This window comes from Paenibacillus sp. GYB003 (assembly GCF_036577625.1).
GTDB lineage: Bacteria > Bacillota > Bacilli > Paenibacillales > NBRC-103111 > Paenibacillus_AB.
Window position 1 is genome coordinate 20,372 of sequence record NZ_JARBDC010000078.1, and the last position, 15,798, is coordinate 36,169.

The window sequence follows — 15,798 nt, forward strand, 5'->3', positions numbered from 1 at the left end:
GAGCGATCCTCCTCGGAGCAGTAACGTCACACCATTTTAATGTCAATATCCCCTACGACGTACGAGACGAGAAGTTTCACTTTTTGGTCGCACGTCTCGTAGTTCGGCGACTGCCAAACGACTTTATTGACGAGTCCGGTTTCCTTCTCGCTTCCCGCCTTGATTTGCCCGACCAATGCCGATGCGTTGACGCTCACGCCGATAAATTCCGGCACGATGATGTCGACGTCCCCGAGCACGCCCTGCAGCACGATCGTCGTCTCCTTCTGATCGAGGATGACGAGCGACAAATCCATGTAGATTTCGCCGACGACGTTCCACATGCTCGTATTTTTCAGCTCCCACGGTTCTTTGTCCCGTTTGAAGCTTTCCAGCAGGCTCTGCTTTTGCGTGTACGTATCGTCCCGGTGCGCCTGCTTCGACTTCATATAGAACAGCCCGAGCGAGATGAGCACGACGGACAATATAAACGTAAAATGTCCGCTGAACAGCAAAACGATGCCCACTACTAGAATAACATAGCCGGTTTTATCCGGCGACGATCTTATTTTGTAGACGCCGAGCGCGATGAACAACAGGGCGGCAATGGTAAAAAAACTGACGTAGTGCTGGATCAAGATGAACAGTCCCGCTGCGATAAGCACGATGGCCGTATTGCGGTTCCGATTTCCCATTGCCGCACCTCCTCTTCTGAATCGCTTTCGATATGCCCGGCAGCAGCAGACGGGAAAAGCCATAGCGCGAACGCCTCGCCCTATGGCCTTTGCTCCCAGACTAGAATATCACAATTCGTCCGACCCTACAAAACGTTATTCCGAGGCCGCCGGGGCGACGGACAGCTTCTCCTTGAGAATTTGCAGCTGCTCGTCGATTTTTTGCTGCTTGGCGGCGTCGATCGTTTGCACCGACTGCAGGGCGGTTGCCGGCACGTAAGGCGTACGGGCGATTTCGGCTTCGACCTCGAGCTGGATGATCTTTTCCTCCATCCGCTGGAAGCCGCGGGACGCTTGGCCGCTTTCGATCGAATTCGTAGTCGATACTTGCGCCATTTGCTTTTTCGCTTTCGCAAGCTCGGCGCGGCTGGCCAGCTCGTTGCGCTTGTTGCGCATTTTGTAATACTCGTCCTTCATCGTGTGCAGCTGAGCGAGCAGCTCGTCGGCTTGCCCTTTCGACTGCGCGTGCGTTTCGCTCAATTCGACGATCTTTTGATCGTAATACAGCTTCTCCTCCAGCGCTTGGCGGGCGATCGCTTCGTTGCCTTTCTTGAGCGCCTCGGCCGCTTTCGCTTCGCGGTCGGCGCTGAGGCGGACCGATTCGTTCAAACGTTCCTGCAGCTTGCGCTCGTTCGCGATTTGACGGGCGACCGTCACTTCCGCCTGGGCGATTTCTTCCTCCATGTCGCGAATGTACTGGTTCAGCATAACGACCGGATCCTCCACCTTGTCGAGCAGCTCATGCACCGATGCTTTCGTCATATCCTTGATCCGTTTAAAAACTCCCATTGTTTACACGTCTCCCTTCTCGTATTTGGACAGTTTGGCTTTCAATTCTTGAATTTCGTTCCACATCGCTTTGCTTTCGATGTCCTTCATCATGCCGTCGATGTTCGATTGCGACTCGGGCTGCGTGCCGGCGTTAGGCGCGGCGTTGTAATTCGGCGCGTTCCGGTAGCCGTACCCGGCGCCCGGCGCAGCCGTATAGGCTTGGTAGCCCGGGCCGGGACCGTAATGGTTCCAGTGACCCGCGTGCGCCGATTCGAACCCCGGCTCCTTCGGAACGACGAGAGCCGCGAGAATATAGATCGGGATCAGAACGCCGCCGGTGAAAAACGTTGTCACGACGATGATTAAACGAAGCAGCGTCGAATCGACCTGGAGCAGCTCGGCCAGCCCTCCGCATATGCCGAACAGCTTCTTGTCCCTCTGGGAACGGTACAGCTTCTTCATTTCAACCATCCTTCCTTCTCCAGCTTGCTGCGCAGCTGGGACAGCTCGTTTTCGAGCGCCTCCTTCATCGCGCTGCCCGTATGGGCCAGCTCTTTGCCGAACTGCCGCACGTCGCGCAGCGTTCGGGTTTCGATCTCCATGTCGGAGATTCGCTCTTCCAGGCGATGAAACGTGCGGCCGCTAATGCCGGCGTAGCCGCCGCGCATCGACTCGTTCATCCGCTGCTGCAGCCGGACCGACTCGAGACGGGCCATGTAGTACTGCCGCTTGCTGAGCACCTCGTCGAAATCGCGCTTGAGCTGGTCCAGCTGCTCCTCCAGCTCGACGATCGACAGCTTCGTTTGCTCGTACAGCTCCTTGTACTGCTCGTACTTTTCTTCTTGAAGCAGCTTTTCCTGCAGCGCCATTTTGGCGACATGCTCTTCTCCCGCTTTGAGCGCGATCATCGCTTGCTGCTCGCGCTTGTCCCGAAGCTGCTCCGCCGCCGTTACTTGCTGGCGAAGCGACTGGGCGTGCGCCATCATTTGGCGATACACTTTTTCCGATTGCGTAATTTGCTCTCTTTGGGCGGCCAAATATTGATCGATCAACTTGACCGGATCTTCCGCCTGCTCCAGCCGATCGTTCAGCGTGGCGACGGTTATGTCTCTCATCCGCCTCATCAGGCTCATCGCTTATGTCCTCCTTTTTCGATTCGAATGTATGTGTTGGAGCGTAGTCCGCGATTGCGTTACAGCCAGCTGCGTTCTTTCTTTTTCAACACCGTAATGCCGAAGCAGATGAGCCCTACCGCGAAGATGATGGCGAACAATCCGGAAAACTTGCCGAGCAGCGCGATCAAGCCGACTACGAAGATGGCCCAGCCGAAAAACTTGCTGCCGTTTCTGATTCCGTAATACCCGAGACCGAGCAGCGCGATCGGGAACAAGTAGCTCATCAGAAACCCGAGGCCGAGACCGATCTTGCCGAGCAAAATCAACGCGCCGCAGCCGATAAGCAAAATTGCGAGGCCGGTTTTGCCGTTCAATTTCATGTCCATTCACCGCCTTTCGTTAGTTGTGTTTCGCTTATGTACTCATTGTAGGCGATTAGGGGGCCGGTCAAAACGGACCCGCGACGGTTTTTGCTACTGGCCCTAAGTCGAGTGCCGGAGACCGTCTCGAGGTCCCGTCTCCCCGCCCCGGGAACGGACGCGCAGCCCTTGCAGCAAAGGCGAAAACCGAGGCGGGAAGCGGATTCGGATCGTTAGGGCGGTCCGGCGCGCGGTTGTTTGCACGATGGGCGAATAAAACGGAGCTTTCCGTGGAAGCGTAAACCGTATACGAGTATGTCCCGATCCGGTTCAAGGAAGGAGGGAAACGGCCGATGCTGGCAAAATGGTTGATCGCCTGCAGTCTCGCCGCGACGCTGTGCCAACCGCCGTCCGGCCCGCAGCCGGCCGCCGCGCGCGATGCATGGCCCGCTCGCCCGTCCGCCGAAGCCGCCGCCGTAACGGCGTCCTTCGTCCAATTGTTCGACGTGGCGCAAGGCCGCGTCATCCGATCCGTGCCGAACTCGATGTCGTTCCGGCGACTCGGCGAGTCGTGGATCGCGTCCATCCGAAGCGCCTGGGGCGGCTTCCGGCTCGATCCGGAGAGCGGCTACGTGCTGAAGGTGCCGTTCGAGCCGGTCGTTCGCGTGAGCAACAACTGGTATCGCGGCGAAGTGCGCGAGCTGTTCATTATGTGGGACCCGAAAGCCCCGCACGATACGAGGATGATGCTGACGGGAGCCGGCGGGAGCCCGCGAATGTTTATCATCAAAGCCGACGCCGGATCGTTCGTCGAGCGGTTCAAAAACGGGCAGGGCTTGTCGGGCGCGCCGGAATTTCGAAGCGGAACTTAAAGGAAGGCGGCGAAGCGATTTCGCCGTCTTATTTTCGCTCGCGGGCCGGGTACGGGAGAAAATCTCCGAAACATATGCGAAAAATGAAAAAAAGGTTTGTTTATTTCCCGCGAGAAGCTACAATTGAATGTGGGTTGTAATCGCTCTAGCGGGAGGGAAAACGATGAGTAAAATCAAGGTGGCCATTATCGGATGCGGGACGATCGCGAACAGCGCCCACATTAAAGCGTATTTGGCCAATCCGCACGCGGAAATCAAATATTTTTGCGACATTATCAAGGAAAAGGCCGAGAAAGCGGTAAACGATTACGGCTGCGGGGAAGCGATCGACGATTACCGCATCATTTTGAACGATCCCGAGGTGGAAGCCGTCTCGATCTGTACGCCGAACAACGGCCATGCCTCGATTTCGATCGACTGTCTGCGCGCCGGCAAAAACGTGCTGTGCGAGAAGCCTGCGGCAAGAACGTACGCCGAAGCGCTGGAAATGCAGAAGGTGCAGCATGAAACCGGCAAAGTGCTCAACATCGGCGTCGTCAACCGGTTCAACACGGGCGTCAACATCATCAAGAAAATGATCGAGGACGGCGAGCTCGGCGAGCTGTACCACGTTTACGTCAGCTTCCGTTCGCACCGCTCCATCCCGGGGCTCGGCGGCGCGTTTACGACGAAGGCGATCGCCGGCGGCGGCGCTTTGATCGACTGGGGCGTCCATTTTCTCGACATCGTCATGTACTGCTCCGGCGATCCGAAGCCGCTTACGGTAACCGGCCAGGCGTTCAGCAAGCTCGGCGTCGATATGGAAAATTACGCCTACACGAGCATGTGGGCCGGACCTCCGAATTATGCGGGCACGTACGACGTGGACGATTCCGTGACGGCGCTCATCCGCACCGAAGGCCCGACCATTACGGTGAACGGCGCCTGGGCGCAAAACATCGGCGTCAGCGAAATGTTCATCGACTTCCTCGGCGACAAAGCCGGCATCCGTCTGCAATACGGCAAAGAATTCGTTTTATATAGCGCGAAAAACGGCGCCCTGCTCGAAACGACGCCGAAATATACGTCGCGCGACATGTTCCAGAACGAAATCGACAGCTTCCTGAACTGCGTGCGCACCGGGGAAAAGTCGCCGGCGCATATCGACACCGTCATCAAGTCGTCGCAAATCATTCAGGCGATTTACGACTCCTCCGAACGCCGCTCGGAAATTTCGCTCGGCTGACGATAACGAAAGAAGCCCCCGAACCGCCGGTCTGCCGGCGGGATCGGAGGCTTTTTTTGTTTCCAGGCTTGACGTTCCTTGGCATTTGGCGGTTTAAAAATAATCCGGAAAATACGTCGCACGCGCCGGAACGATCCGCTCCAGCCGTTCAACCGCATCGTCCCCGCCGCTCAGCCGTCCGACGTCGCGCATAAACCGCGGCCGCTTGTAGCCCATCAGCATCGCCGTCATCGTTTGAATGTCGCATGCGAGCTCCGGAGCGAAGGCGGCCGCATCGTCCCCCGCCGCTTCGGCGGAACCGGCGCCGGCGCCGTCCGCGCGCAAGACGAAATCGCCGTCGTTCCACGGCGCTTGCCGGTCGCCGAGCCGGATGCGCACGCTTTCCTCCCGCCCCGTCGGCTCGAACGCGTACTGCTCCACGAACCCCCGGAAGTCGACGATCCGGGCCGTAAAATATGGGACCGTACTTTGGACGATGCGCGGATCGGGCAGCAAAAACGGCAAGCTGTCGTCGGCCGGCGCCTGCAGCTTGATTTTGTCGCACATCGAATCGTGGCTGGCGATAAACCGCCACAGCCCTCTCCGCGCCGACTCGTCCGCATACGCCATCTCGCCGATGTCCATGATGCGGTTTTTCACTTTGTACAGCATATATCCCCGGGCGTCGCCCGAATCGTCGAAGTAAACGGCCGCCTGCCCGCCCTTTTGCTTGAATACGGTATGGTTCCACCACGACTCGTCCCGAACGAGCGTTCCGTTATAACGCCGCGCGTACCGGTCGTACACGCCCTGGAGCAGCCTCCAGTCCCGGTCGGCCCGCTCGATGCGGCCCGCGGCGTCTGCGGCGTTTCCGCTCGGCAGCTGGGTCGCGTTCAGCTCGTACGTTTTATAGTCGGTATACAGCTCCCAGCCGTATTTCCGGTAAAACGATATCGAGAACGGATGCAGGCACGACAGCGTCTGCCCGTCCTCCTTCATCGCCAGAAGCCCTCGTTCGAGCAGCTGCGCGACCATCCCCTTGCGCCGGTATTCCGGCCACGTCGCCACGCTGGCGACGCCGCCCATCCGGATCGGCTTGCCTTGTATGTACATGCGCATGTCGTGAATATGCATTTTGGACGCCATTTTCCCGTCCACAAAATAGCCCCAGATCCGGTCCGGGTTCATCCGCTTTTTGCGGTCTTCCCGCTCCTCCGGCGTTACGTCGTATTGAAAAGCGTAGCAGGACAGCGTAATGCTGTCGTCCAGCTCGTCCTGGCGCAGCGTGCGTATTTCGTCCATGATCCGGACCTCCGCTTGGTATGCGTTCCGATCGTTTCAGTTGCTCCGGCCGTTTCGACCGTTCGGGCCGCGGAAGCCGATCGCTCCGCGTCGCCCTTTCATTGTATCAGGTTGCGGGCGCGGCGAACAGCCGCTGCGTTCATCGGGACTTATCGGCCATTTTCGGCCGTTTCGGCAAAAAACGGTGCTATAGGCGGGCATATGTCCAAACGGATTTGCGCCGGGAAGAATATCGTGTATTACCTGCTTGCGAAAGGAGGATGCGAGTATGAGTGGTGTTGGAGGAGTTTTCACTTCGACTGCCGTAATTCTGGTTCTCTTTATTCTGCTTGTTATCGTAAGCCGTTACGGGTGGATCTAAACGGCACTAACGGCGCATCCTGACGACCGGGGAATGGCTTCGTTCCCCGGTCGTCCACTGTTTCCGCGGGACGGTTCGCGCCGGCCGTCGCGTTACGCAAACGGAGAATGCCGGCGAACCAACGCCGAAACGGCGTCTCCCGCGCGAACGCCCCGTCCGCCCGGAGGAACGACGATCAGGCAGTCCGTCCCCGGCAGCGAGACGAGATGGCTCGATTTGTCGGCACCCGTCGGCACGACGACGAGCGTCCCGTTTTCCGAATGGCATCGTCCTCTGACGTAACGTCGAAGCGCGATCCCCGGATACTGTCCCTCGCCGAGCACCGCTTGGACGGCGCGATACGCAGGCTCGGACGAACGCTGCATGAGCAGCAGCGCCCCGCGGACAAGCAGCTCGAATCCTACATAGCACGCGCCCGGATTGCCCGACAGCATGAACAGCGGGCGCCCGTCCCGCACGCCCGCGGATGTCGGGCTGCCGGGGCGCATCAGCACTTTGTCGAACAGCAGCTCGCCGTCCCACGTTCGGCAAAAGTCGGTCATGACGTCGTAATCGCCGACCGATACCCCTCCGGTCGTCACGACCGCGTCCGCTTCCGCAAGGGCGCTTCGGACGGCGAAAGCCGCGGCGGACGGATCGTCGTCGACGGCGCCCCACAGAATCGGCGTCCCTCCGGCTTCGCGGACGAGCGCGGCGACCATCGCCGAGTTGCTGTCGCGGACGCGGCCCGGCGCGAGCGGCGCGGGGGCGTCGACCGGCAGCAGCTCGGCCCCCGTCGCGACGATCGCCACCTTCGGCCGGCGAGCGACCGTTACGACGGAATGGCCGAACGCGGCGAGAACCGCCGTTTCCCCCGCCGAGACGACGCTCCCCGCTTCCAGCACCAGCCGCCCCGTCTCCGCTTCGCCTCCGATTCCCGCCACGTTGGCCCCGGGCTCCATCGGCTTCCCTACAAGAACAAACCGGACGCCGTCCCGATCCTCCGCCTCGGTCATCTCCAGCATAACGACCGCATCCGCGCCTTCGGGCACGGCCGCGCCGGTCATAATTCTCGCCGCCGTCCCCGGCGCCACGTCCGCCGCCGGCACAGCGCCGCACGCGATCGTCTCCGTCACCCGCAGCCGCGCCGGCGATTGCGGCGTCGCCCCCGCCGTATCGGCCGCCCGCACCGCGTAGCCGTCCAGGCCGGAGCGGCGAAAATGCGGCAGCGGCGCGTCCGCGAATATCGGCTCCGCCAGCCTTCGTCCGAACGCCTCGAGCAGACCGACCCGCTCCGTACCGGTGCAGCCGATCCCGATCCGCTCGGCGATCCGCCTTTGCGCTTCCTCGACGGTTACGCCCGTCCGGCCAAACTTCGCTGTCCCTTCCGCTCCCACCGGATCAGCCCCCGATCTGCGACATCCGCCGCGAGGTCGGCGTATGCGACTGCTCGGCCCGGGCGAGCGCCTGCGCCATCTCGTGGTTTTCCGGCTTTATGTCGAGCGCGCGGCAAAACAGCCGCTCGATCGCCTCGTCGTCGCCGATCGCCTTTCTCACGTTAAATTCGTCCGTCCAATACAGGCAAGGCTTAATATGGCCGTCCGCCGTCAAGCGGAGCCGGTTGCACGTCGCGCAGAAATGGTCGCTGACCGGATGAATCAGCCCGAACGAGCCTTTCGCTCCCGCTATGCGGTAATTTCGGCTCGGTCCGTTGCCGTATACCGTTTCCGCCGGCTCGACCGTCAAGCCGGCCTGCGCGCAATAGTCCAATACGGCGGAAAGCGGCAAATAGCGATTGCGCCACCCGTCGTCGGCATGGCCGATCGGCATATATTCGATGAAGCGGACGGTCAAGCCCCGCTCCGCCGTCAATCGCAAAAAGTCGCCGATTTCGTCGTCGTTGATTCCTTTCATCAGAACGACGTTGAGCTTGATCGGCTCGAAGCCGACCCGTTCGCTTTCCGCAATGCTCGCGAGCACCTTGCGAATGTCGCCGCCTCGGGTGACGAGAGCGAACCGGTCCGCCCGCAGCGAGTCGAGGCTGATGTTGACGCGGGTAATTCCGGCGGCGCGCAGCCGTTCCGCCCGGGGGGCCAAATAGATGCCGTTCGTCGTCAAGGCGATATCCTCGATGCCCGGAACGGCCGACAGCATGGAGACCAGCTGCTCCAAATGCTTGCGCACCAGCGGCTCGCCGCCGGTCAACCGCAACTTGCTCACGCCCCGTCTTGCGAGCACCCGAACGACGGCGGCGATTTCCTCGAACGTCATCATGGATTCGTCCGGTTCGAATTCCATTCCATCCTCCGGCATGCAGTAGACGCATCGCAAATTGCATCGGTCCGTAACGGAAATGCGCAAATAATCGTGCACGCGCCCGAAACGGTCGGTCAGCTTAACGGACATGACCGCGTCACCCCTCTCGCTATCGATCGGTTTATTGCCTATTATTGTACCATAAAAAGCGGTTCACATCGTCAATATGTGAGAGTTTCTAACAATAAAATTCCGCCGGCGGAGCGCCCGTCGTTTCCCCGGCGACGAACTCGCCTCTCAGCCGAATATGCTCGTACGGCATATGCGGGTTGGCGAGACGCCAAAGCATCCGGTCGGCCGCCCGGTAGCCCGTTTCCCGGATGAGCAGCTGCGGACGCGAGCAGGCGGGGCGTTTGGCCGACGGCTCGTTCAAAAAAGCGACGATCGAGCATCGCCCGGGGATATCGACCTTCATCTCCGCCAGTTTATCGAATAGCGCGTCCGCTTCCTCGTCGAGCCCGCACACGATCGCCGTCGGCGCGGTCGCTTCGTACAAACGGCCGAATTCGTCCGGCCATCGCCCGCCGTCGTCCCGCGCCGTGCAGTGGTCCTTCGCATTCACGGGCGATCCCGCCTCCGACATCGCTTCGGCGAAAGCGTGCAGCCGCAAAGCGAAGCCTCTTTGTCCGCTCGCATCGCCGACGTACATGATCCGTTTATGCCCCAGTCTCAGCAAATGTCTCACCGATTGGTGCATCGCCTCGTACACGTCCCAAATAACGCTGTCCACCTTCGCTTCCGGAGGCGGGTAGTTCAGCAAAATGCGGGGGACCGGCAGCTCCAGCAGCTTGCGCTCCATCGCGTCGCCGCCCATTCTCGGCGCGATGAACAAGCCTTCGGCGTACCCGATACCGCTCGCCTCCGCCCACTCGCCGAACTCCGACGGCTTCAGTCCGGGCGGCAGCAGAAGCGGCTCGACGGTATGTCCGAATTCCATGAACCTCTCGTGCAGCCCTTGCAGCAGCAGCCGGTTGAAATTGAGCGAGCGCTCGTTTTGGACGAGCAAAAAGCGTCGCTGCTCGACGGGATACGGTGCGATGTTTTCGTAGCGCAGCGCCAGCTTCTGATCTTTCGTCAAATAGCCTTTCGCCATGGCCAGCTTGATGACGTCGCTGCGGGTTTGCTCGGACATGCCCGGCAAGCCGCGCAGCGCCTTCGAAACCGTCTGGATCGTCAAGCCGAGCTCTTCGGCCAAATGAGTTAGCGTTACCCTGCGGCGTTTCATGCGCCGGCCTCCTCGATACGTCCTTTCCTAATTTTAAACCAATTTTAAACTAAAGCAATGGACCGGCACCCGCTATACTTAGGGTATAGCTTCAAACTATCGCATATACGGGAGAGTTTTCGCATGAACAAAACGATTGAAGCGGACGTCGTCGTTTGCGGCGGCGGACCGGCGGGCATTAATGCGGCGATCGCGGCGGGACGCGGCGGCGCGCGAACGGTATTGGTCGAACGATACGGTTTTCTCGGCGGCATGTCGACGGCCGCTTTAGTTTATCCGTGGATGACGTTTCATACGGCGGACGGGAGGCAGGTTATCGGCGGGATCGCTCAGGAAATCGTCGACCGGCTTATGCAGGCCGGCGCCTCGCCCGGTCATGTGCGGGACACGGTCGGGTTCGTGCATACGATTACGCCGTATCATCCGGAAGTATACAAAGTCGTCGCGCTCGACATGCTGAAGGAAGCCGGCGTCCGTCTGCTCGCCCACAGCTTCGTCGACGAAGCCCGCGTACGGGACGATACGATCGAATCGGTGCGTCTGACGACAAAGACCGGCAAAATCGAAGTGAAAGGGCGGCTGTTCGTCGATACGACGGGGGATGCCGACTTGGCCTACTTGTCGGGCGCTCCGTGCCTGCAAGGGCGGGACGGCGACAAGCTGACGCAGCCGATGACGATGAAGTTCCGCATGCGGGGCGTGGATTTGGAGCGGGTGAAGCGATACATGCTCGACCATCCGGACGAGTTTTACAAAAAAACGCCTTTCGCGGAGCTCGATCGGCTGCCGTTGTCCGGCGTTCTCGGCTTCTACAAGCATTGGAAGGAAGCGAATTTGCCGATCAATCGGGATCAGGTTTTGTTTTTCACGGGGCCGGCCGAGGACGAGGTGCTCGTCAATACGACGAGAGTGCAGGGGCTCGACGGAACCGACGTCGAGCATTTGACGGAGGCGGAGGACGCCGGACGGCGGCAGGTGCTGATGGTGGCCGAGTTTATGCGCAGCCGCCTGCCCGGCTTTGAAAAAGCTTCGATCTCGTCCGTCGGCGCGCAAATCGGCATCCGCGAGACGCGGCGAATCGACGGCGTCTATGCGCTGCAGGTCGACGACGTCGTGCAGGGCCGCCGCTTCGACGACGTCATCGCCCGGAGCGGGTATCCGATCGACATCCACGACCCATCGGGCAAAGGCGTAACGGCCGCTTGGGTGCAGGGCGACGGCGCCTACGATATTCCGTTTCGCTGCCTGCTGCCGAAACGGATCGCGAATTTGCTCGCCGGCGGACGCTGCATATCGACGTCGCACGAGGCGCTCGCCACGACCCGGCTTACGCCCAGCTGCATGGCAACCGGCCAAGCGGCCGGCACCGCGGCGGCCATCGCCGTGAAACGCGGCATCATGCCGGCCGACGTCGACACGGACGAGCTGCAGGCCGAATTGGCGAAAGCCGGTGCGATGCTGAAATGATCTTTCCCCTACAAAACCGCTGGAGAAAACGCTCCAGCGGTCCTTTTTTACGTACAAGCCGATTCGTCAACGCGTACGAACTCCAGTATCGCTAATTTCCGCCGGTAAGCATGCTGCGATTCGTTCCATCGACCGACACGGTTCCCGGTTGCCGGGCCGACGCCCAACGCTCTACCACTCGACCGTCTGGAACGTTCCCGTCAGCGCCGACTCCCTCGCTTTCAAGCATAAGAGCGCGCTTGCGAGTCCGTCCTCCAGCGGACTGACCGACTCCGATTCCCCCCGCATAAGGCCGATGAAGCTTCGCGCGAGAACGGCATCGCCGCCGAAATGGTCCTGCGACGACTCGAACCGATGCGTTTCCGTCCGCGGGGCGTGATGCATCGTAACCTTTACCTCGTTCGTATAAAAGTCGAAATCGATCGTGCCTTTGTAGCCGATAAATCGCGCTCCCCGCATGCCGGCCGAACGCCGGGCGAAAAAGTTTTGCGAGTACGAGACGTGCATGCCCGATGCGTAGCGAATGAGCGCGCTGCCCGAGTCTTCGTTGCCGGTATCCTCGGCGAAGGAGCAGTACTCCCAGTTCGCCGTTTTTTGCGGCCCGTATACGGTGCTGTCCGGACAAGTGCGGTTTTCGTCGCAATCGGCGCATTTCAAACCGGCCGGCTTCGACCCTTTGAACACTTGCTTCGACGTCATGGCGCACACGTGCGTCGGCTCGAGACCGAGCACGTAGTTGATGTAATCGAAATCGTGCGTCGCCTTTTGCAAAAAGAGCCCTCCGGTCTCCCGCTCGTCGCGGTACCAGTAATGATAGTATACCCCGCCGTACGGAACGTTGTTGACCGCCTGGACATGCTCCACCGTGCCGATTTTGCCCGAGTCGACGATTTCCTTCACGAGCCGGACGATCGAGGTCGCCCGAAGCGGAAACGAGACGACGACCCGGCTTTTCCCGGCTTCATAGCCCGCCTTCAGTCTGCGGGCGTCCTCCATCGTCGTGGCGACCGGCTTTTCCAAAAACAGCGGAATCCCGGTCGGCAGCACCTTCAGCGCCATCTCCGTATGCAGGGAGCAGCGCGTACCGATCAAAACGCCGTCCAACTTCTCCGCGGCGAGCATCTCCTCGGGCGTGCGGTATACGGGAACCGGAGCGACTCCTTCCGCCCGTCCTTCGACGACCACATCCGGACGAATATCGGCAATCGCCTGAACGACGCACGCAGGCTCTTCTTTTTGTATGCTTTTGATCACATGCTTGATTCGGCCGCCATAGCCGATCACACCCAGCTTCATCGATCGTTTCCCTCCCGGATTTGCCTTCCCTCCCATTGTAAAAACAAAACGCAGCCGATGCTTTGTCGCGAAAGCCGCATTTTTGGTTTTTTTCGCCGCATCCTCTTTCCGCCTTGCGCCCTCATGCGATAAGATGAAAAGAAATACAGGCCGATCAGGAGAACAACCGGGATGCAATACGAACGAACGCGGCTTACGCCCGTCATCGTCATCGATCGCATGATCACGATTTACTATTTCGAATTCGGCAAACATTTCGTGTTCCAGGGGGAAGCTCACGATTTCTGGGAGCTGCTGTACGTCGACAAAGGCGAGCTCGAGGTTTGGGCCGACGACCGGTGTTACCGGGTCGATCAAGGTACCCTTATTTTTCACAAGCCGAACGAATTTCATAAATTTCACGCCGAAAACGGGAAAGCTCCCAACTTGATCGTGCTGACGTTCGACTGCGACTCCGAAGCGATGAAACGATTCGAACATCAAGTCATCCGGCTGCTCGACGACGAACGCGACCTGCTCGCCAAGCTGATCCAGGAAGCCGTCGCCGCGTTCGAGTTTCCGTTCCGTTTCCCGCTCCGACGTCGGGCGGACGCCCCTGTCGGTGCGGAGCAGATGGTCAAGCTGCATTTGGAGTCGCTGCTCATCCGCCTGCTTCGCCGCGGCGATTGGGAAGCGAAGCCGGCGCGGCTGACGCGTCCGGCCAAAGAGAAAGAATACGATCGGCTGACGAAGCAGACGATCGCGATGCTGAGCGAAGCGATCGATGCGCACGTGACGCTCGAGGAGATCGTCGAATCGCTCGGCGTTTCCAAAACGATACTCAAAGACGTATTCAAACAAAACACCGGCCGGACGATTATGGACTATTACTCCCAAATGAAAATCGACCGGGCGAAGCTGCTCATTCGCGAAGGAACGTACAATTTTACGGAAATCGCCGAGCGGCTCGGCTTCAGCTCCGTGCATGTGTTTTCCAAATCGTTCAAACGGATCGTCGACATGACGCCGACCGAGTATGCGAAATCGGTACGGGGCCGATTCCGAACGTAACGTTCGGCGCGACAAAAAAAAGAAGCTGTGCCAAGATCGGATGATCTTGCATAGCTTCCTTCTCACGATGCCGGTGAAGGGACTCGAACCCCCACGGTTTCCCTCACGATTTTGAGTCGCGCGCGTCTGCCAATTCCGCCACACCGGCAAAAAAGCGTGCCCTAAGAGATTCGAACTCCTGACCTTTTGATTCGTAGTCAAACGCTCTATCCGGCTGAGCTAAGGGCACATGTAAAATAGGTGGTGGAGGCGCCACCCAGATTCGAACTGGGGGTAAAGCTTTTGCAGAGCTCTGCCTTACCACTTGGCTATGGCGCCGAAATATAATGGAGCGGACGACGAGATTCGAACTCGCGACCCTCGCCTTGGCAAGGCGATGCTCTACCACTGAGCCACGTCCGCATATTGGAAATACTGGGGATCTAGGATTCGAACCTAGGAATGACGGAGTCAAAGTCCGTTGCCTTACCGCTTGGCTAATCCCCAATAAAAGTATGGGGCGATCGATGGGACTTGAACCCACGAATGCCGGAGCCACAATCCGGTGCGTTAACCCCTTCGCCACGACCGCCACGCATAATTTGTACTGGCAGGGGCAGCAGGAATTGAACCCACACTAACGGTTTTGGAGACCGCTGTTCTACCTTTAAACTATGCCCCTATATCGGTTAAAAAATGTGATGGTGGAGGATGATGGATTCGAACCACCGAACTCGTCAGAGAACAGATTTACAGTCTGCTGCGTTTGGCCACTTCGCTAATCCTCCATATGATTCGGTTTCCCGCGACCTTCGAAAAGTACGCTGCCGGATTCCGTATGGTGCCGCCGAGAGGACTTGAACCCCCAACCTACTGATTACAAGTCAGTTGCTCTACCAATTGAGCTACAGCGGCATATCGTGCCTGCACCAACAAGTAGTGCAAACATGATGATGGCTTGGGACGGAATCGAACCGCCGACACGAGGATTTTCAGTCCTCTGCTCTACCGACTGAGCTACCAAGCCATGCAAGGCCAATTCGGTAATGACTTAATGATCGTACATACTCATTCCGTATGATTCGGGTAATACATTATGGCGGAGCTGACGGGATTCGAACCCGCGGTCTCCTGCGTGACAGGCAGGCATGTTAGGCCTCTACACCACAGCTCCGCGAAACAAATTTCTCCGGGCAACAAACCGAACGAAACGTCTCTTCGTTACCTTAAGAAAATTGCGGGGGCAGGATTTGAACCTGCGGCCTTCGGGTTATGAGCCCGACGAGCTACCGGGCTGCTCCACCCCGCGTCGAAAAGTAAATCATGGTGGACGCTGACGGGATCGAACCGCCGACCCTCTGCTTGTAAGGCAGATGCTCTCCCAGCTGAGCTAAGCGTCCATAAGGAAAGTGACAAGCTTTAATATATCAAATCTTTACGCAAAAATCAACCGTTTTGTTGATTATTTTGAAAGGTAATGGTGACCCGTAGGGGATTCGAACCCCTGTTACCTCCGTGAAAGGGAGGTGTCTTAACCCCTTGACCAACGGGCCAAGCTAAAAGATGAAGCGACGGAGAGAGAGGGATTTGAACCCTCGAGACGCTTTTGACGCCTACACGATTTCCAATCGTGCTCCTTCGACCACTCGGACATCTCTCCATATGGCTCCCCGAACAGGACTCGAACCTGTGACAACTCGGTTAACAGCCGAGTGCTCTACCAACTGAGCTATCAGGGAATGGGAATCGCTTGGCAACGTCCTACTCTCCCAGGACCCTGCGGTCCAAG

Annotated in this window: 15 protein-coding genes and 16 tRNA genes; 5 read left to right on the forward strand and 26 right to left on the reverse strand. The window is 59.0% G+C overall.

What is annotated here, in order from left to right; all coding sequences use genetic code 11:
- Positions 1-26: 26 nt before the first annotated feature.
- The 5 genes from liaF to PV407_RS25285 all read right to left on the reverse strand — a co-directional run bounded on the left by liaF (position 27) and on the right by PV407_RS25285 (position 2,979).
- Positions 27-674: a cell wall-active antibiotics response protein LiaF gene (liaF, locus tag PV407_RS25265; RefSeq protein WP_332092790.1), complete on the reverse strand. Its 648-nt coding sequence runs from the start codon at positions 672-674 to the stop codon at positions 27-29.
- 135 nt (positions 675-809) lie between these two features.
- Positions 810-1,502 (reverse strand): PspA/IM30 family protein, encoded by a 693-nt coding sequence (locus PV407_RS25270; protein WP_332092791.1) that lies wholly within the window; start codon positions 1,500-1,502, stop codon positions 810-812.
- A gap of 3 nt (positions 1,503-1,505) precedes the next feature.
- Positions 1,506-1,955 carry a PspC domain-containing protein gene (locus tag PV407_RS25275; protein ID WP_332092792.1) on the reverse strand — a complete coding sequence of 150 codons (450 nt, stop codon included), beginning with the start codon at positions 1,953-1,955 and terminating at the stop codon, positions 1,506-1,508.
- Positions 1,943-2,617, reverse strand: a complete 675-nt coding sequence (locus tag PV407_RS25280) for a PspA/IM30 family protein (RefSeq protein ID WP_332092793.1) — start codon at positions 2,615-2,617, stop codon at positions 1,943-1,945. Before PV407_RS25280 ends, PV407_RS25275 begins: the two co-directional genes overlap by 13 nt.
- A gap of 59 nt (positions 2,618-2,676) precedes the next feature.
- Positions 2,677-2,979, reverse strand: coding sequence for a LiaF transmembrane domain-containing protein (locus tag PV407_RS25285; RefSeq protein ID WP_332092794.1), 303 nt, complete (start codon positions 2,977-2,979; stop codon positions 2,677-2,679).
- 332 nt (positions 2,980-3,311) lie between these two features.
- Here PV407_RS25285 and PV407_RS25290 point away from each other — a divergent pair, with 332 nt between their 5' ends.
- Together PV407_RS25290 and PV407_RS25295 are read left to right on the forward strand one after the other, a co-directional pair.
- A complete protein-coding gene (locus PV407_RS25290) occupies positions 3,312-3,830 on the forward strand; it encodes a hypothetical protein (RefSeq protein WP_332092795.1) in 519 nt (172 codons plus the stop codon).
- A gap of 163 nt (positions 3,831-3,993) precedes the next feature.
- Positions 3,994-5,055 carry a Gfo/Idh/MocA family protein gene (locus PV407_RS25295; RefSeq protein WP_332092796.1) on the forward strand — a complete coding sequence of 354 codons (1,062 nt, stop codon included), beginning with the start codon at positions 3,994-3,996 and terminating at the stop codon, positions 5,053-5,055.
- 93 nt (positions 5,056-5,148) lie between these two features.
- On the opposite strand, the gene PV407_RS25300 is transcribed toward PV407_RS25295, so the two are convergent.
- A complete protein-coding gene (locus PV407_RS25300) occupies positions 5,149-6,336 on the reverse strand; it encodes a GNAT family N-acetyltransferase (RefSeq protein ID WP_332092797.1) in 1,188 nt (395 codons plus the stop codon).
- Between the two features lie 268 nt (positions 6,337-6,604).
- Between PV407_RS25300 and PV407_RS25305 the strand changes: the two genes are divergently transcribed.
- A complete protein-coding gene (locus tag PV407_RS25305; RefSeq protein ID WP_332092798.1) occupies positions 6,605-6,697 on the forward strand; it encodes a YjcZ family sporulation protein in 93 nt (30 codons plus the stop codon).
- A gap of 92 nt (positions 6,698-6,789) precedes the next feature.
- On the opposite strand, the gene PV407_RS25310 is transcribed toward PV407_RS25305, so the two are convergent.
- From PV407_RS25310 to PV407_RS25320, 3 genes are all read right to left on the reverse strand, one after another.
- A complete protein-coding gene (locus tag PV407_RS25310; protein ID WP_332092799.1) occupies positions 6,790-8,073 on the reverse strand; it encodes a molybdopterin molybdotransferase MoeA in 1,284 nt (427 codons plus the stop codon).
- A 4-nt stretch (positions 8,074-8,077) separates the two neighbouring features.
- Entirely contained in the window at positions 8,078-9,082 is a 1,005-nt protein-coding gene (moaA, locus tag PV407_RS25315; protein ID WP_332092800.1) for a GTP 3',8-cyclase MoaA, read from the reverse strand.
- Positions 9,083-9,170: 88 nt separating this feature from the next.
- On the reverse strand, positions 9,171-10,217 hold the full coding sequence (locus PV407_RS25320; RefSeq protein WP_332092801.1) for a LacI family DNA-binding transcriptional regulator: 1,047 nt from the start codon (positions 10,215-10,217) through the stop codon (positions 9,171-9,173).
- A gap of 123 nt (positions 10,218-10,340) precedes the next feature.
- Between PV407_RS25320 and PV407_RS25325 the strand changes: the two genes are divergently transcribed.
- Positions 10,341-11,684 (forward strand): FAD-dependent oxidoreductase, encoded by a 1,344-nt coding sequence (locus PV407_RS25325; protein WP_332092802.1) that lies wholly within the window; start codon positions 10,341-10,343, stop codon positions 11,682-11,684.
- 171 nt (positions 11,685-11,855) lie between these two features.
- Here the strand turns inward: PV407_RS25325 and PV407_RS25330 are convergent, their stop codons facing one another.
- The gene (locus tag PV407_RS25330; RefSeq protein WP_332092803.1) at positions 11,856-12,980 is read right to left on the reverse strand and encodes a Gfo/Idh/MocA family protein; all 1,125 of its coding nucleotides are present in this window, start codon (positions 12,978-12,980) and stop codon (positions 11,856-11,858) included.
- A gap of 171 nt (positions 12,981-13,151) precedes the next feature.
- On the opposite strand from PV407_RS25330, the gene PV407_RS25335 reads away from it, so the two are divergent.
- Complete coding sequence (locus PV407_RS25335; RefSeq protein WP_332092804.1) at positions 13,152-14,030, forward strand: AraC family transcriptional regulator; 879 nt, start codon at positions 13,152-13,154, stop codon at positions 14,028-14,030.
- Positions 14,031-14,098: 68 nt separating this feature from the next.
- On the opposite strand, the gene PV407_RS25340 is transcribed toward PV407_RS25335, so the two are convergent.
- The 16 genes from PV407_RS25340 to PV407_RS25415 all read right to left on the reverse strand — a co-directional run bounded on the left by PV407_RS25340 (position 14,099) and on the right by PV407_RS25415 (position 15,748).
- Positions 14,099-14,178, reverse strand: a tRNA-Leu gene (locus PV407_RS25340).
- Between the two features lie 7 nt (positions 14,179-14,185).
- Positions 14,186-14,259: transfer RNA gene (locus tag PV407_RS25345), tRNA-Arg, on the reverse strand.
- A gap of 15 nt (positions 14,260-14,274) precedes the next feature.
- A tRNA-Cys gene (locus PV407_RS25350) sits at positions 14,275-14,348 on the reverse strand.
- Between the two features lie 9 nt (positions 14,349-14,357).
- Positions 14,358-14,432 (reverse strand) — tRNA-Gly (locus PV407_RS25355).
- A gap of 12 nt (positions 14,433-14,444) precedes the next feature.
- A tRNA-Gln gene (locus PV407_RS25360) sits at positions 14,445-14,516 on the reverse strand.
- A 9-nt stretch (positions 14,517-14,525) separates the two neighbouring features.
- Positions 14,526-14,601: transfer RNA gene (locus tag PV407_RS25365), tRNA-His, on the reverse strand.
- Between the two features lie 16 nt (positions 14,602-14,617).
- Positions 14,618-14,691, reverse strand: a tRNA-Trp gene (locus PV407_RS25370).
- A 20-nt stretch (positions 14,692-14,711) separates the two neighbouring features.
- Positions 14,712-14,797: transfer RNA gene (locus PV407_RS25375), tRNA-Tyr, on the reverse strand.
- A gap of 51 nt (positions 14,798-14,848) precedes the next feature.
- Positions 14,849-14,924 (reverse strand) — tRNA-Thr (locus PV407_RS25380).
- A gap of 39 nt (positions 14,925-14,963) precedes the next feature.
- Positions 14,964-15,036, reverse strand: a tRNA-Phe gene (locus tag PV407_RS25385).
- Between the two features lie 70 nt (positions 15,037-15,106).
- Positions 15,107-15,183, reverse strand: a tRNA-Asp gene (locus tag PV407_RS25390).
- 61 nt (positions 15,184-15,244) lie between these two features.
- Positions 15,245-15,318, reverse strand: a tRNA-Met gene (locus tag PV407_RS25395).
- Between the two features lie 15 nt (positions 15,319-15,333).
- Positions 15,334-15,409: transfer RNA gene (locus PV407_RS25400), tRNA-Val, on the reverse strand.
- Positions 15,410-15,487: 78 nt separating this feature from the next.
- Positions 15,488-15,562, reverse strand: a tRNA-Glu gene (locus tag PV407_RS25405).
- A 19-nt stretch (positions 15,563-15,581) separates the two neighbouring features.
- A tRNA-Ser gene (locus tag PV407_RS25410) sits at positions 15,582-15,669 on the reverse strand.
- Between the two features lie 3 nt (positions 15,670-15,672).
- A tRNA-Asn gene (locus PV407_RS25415) sits at positions 15,673-15,748 on the reverse strand.
- Positions 15,749-15,798 lie beyond the last annotated feature (50 nt).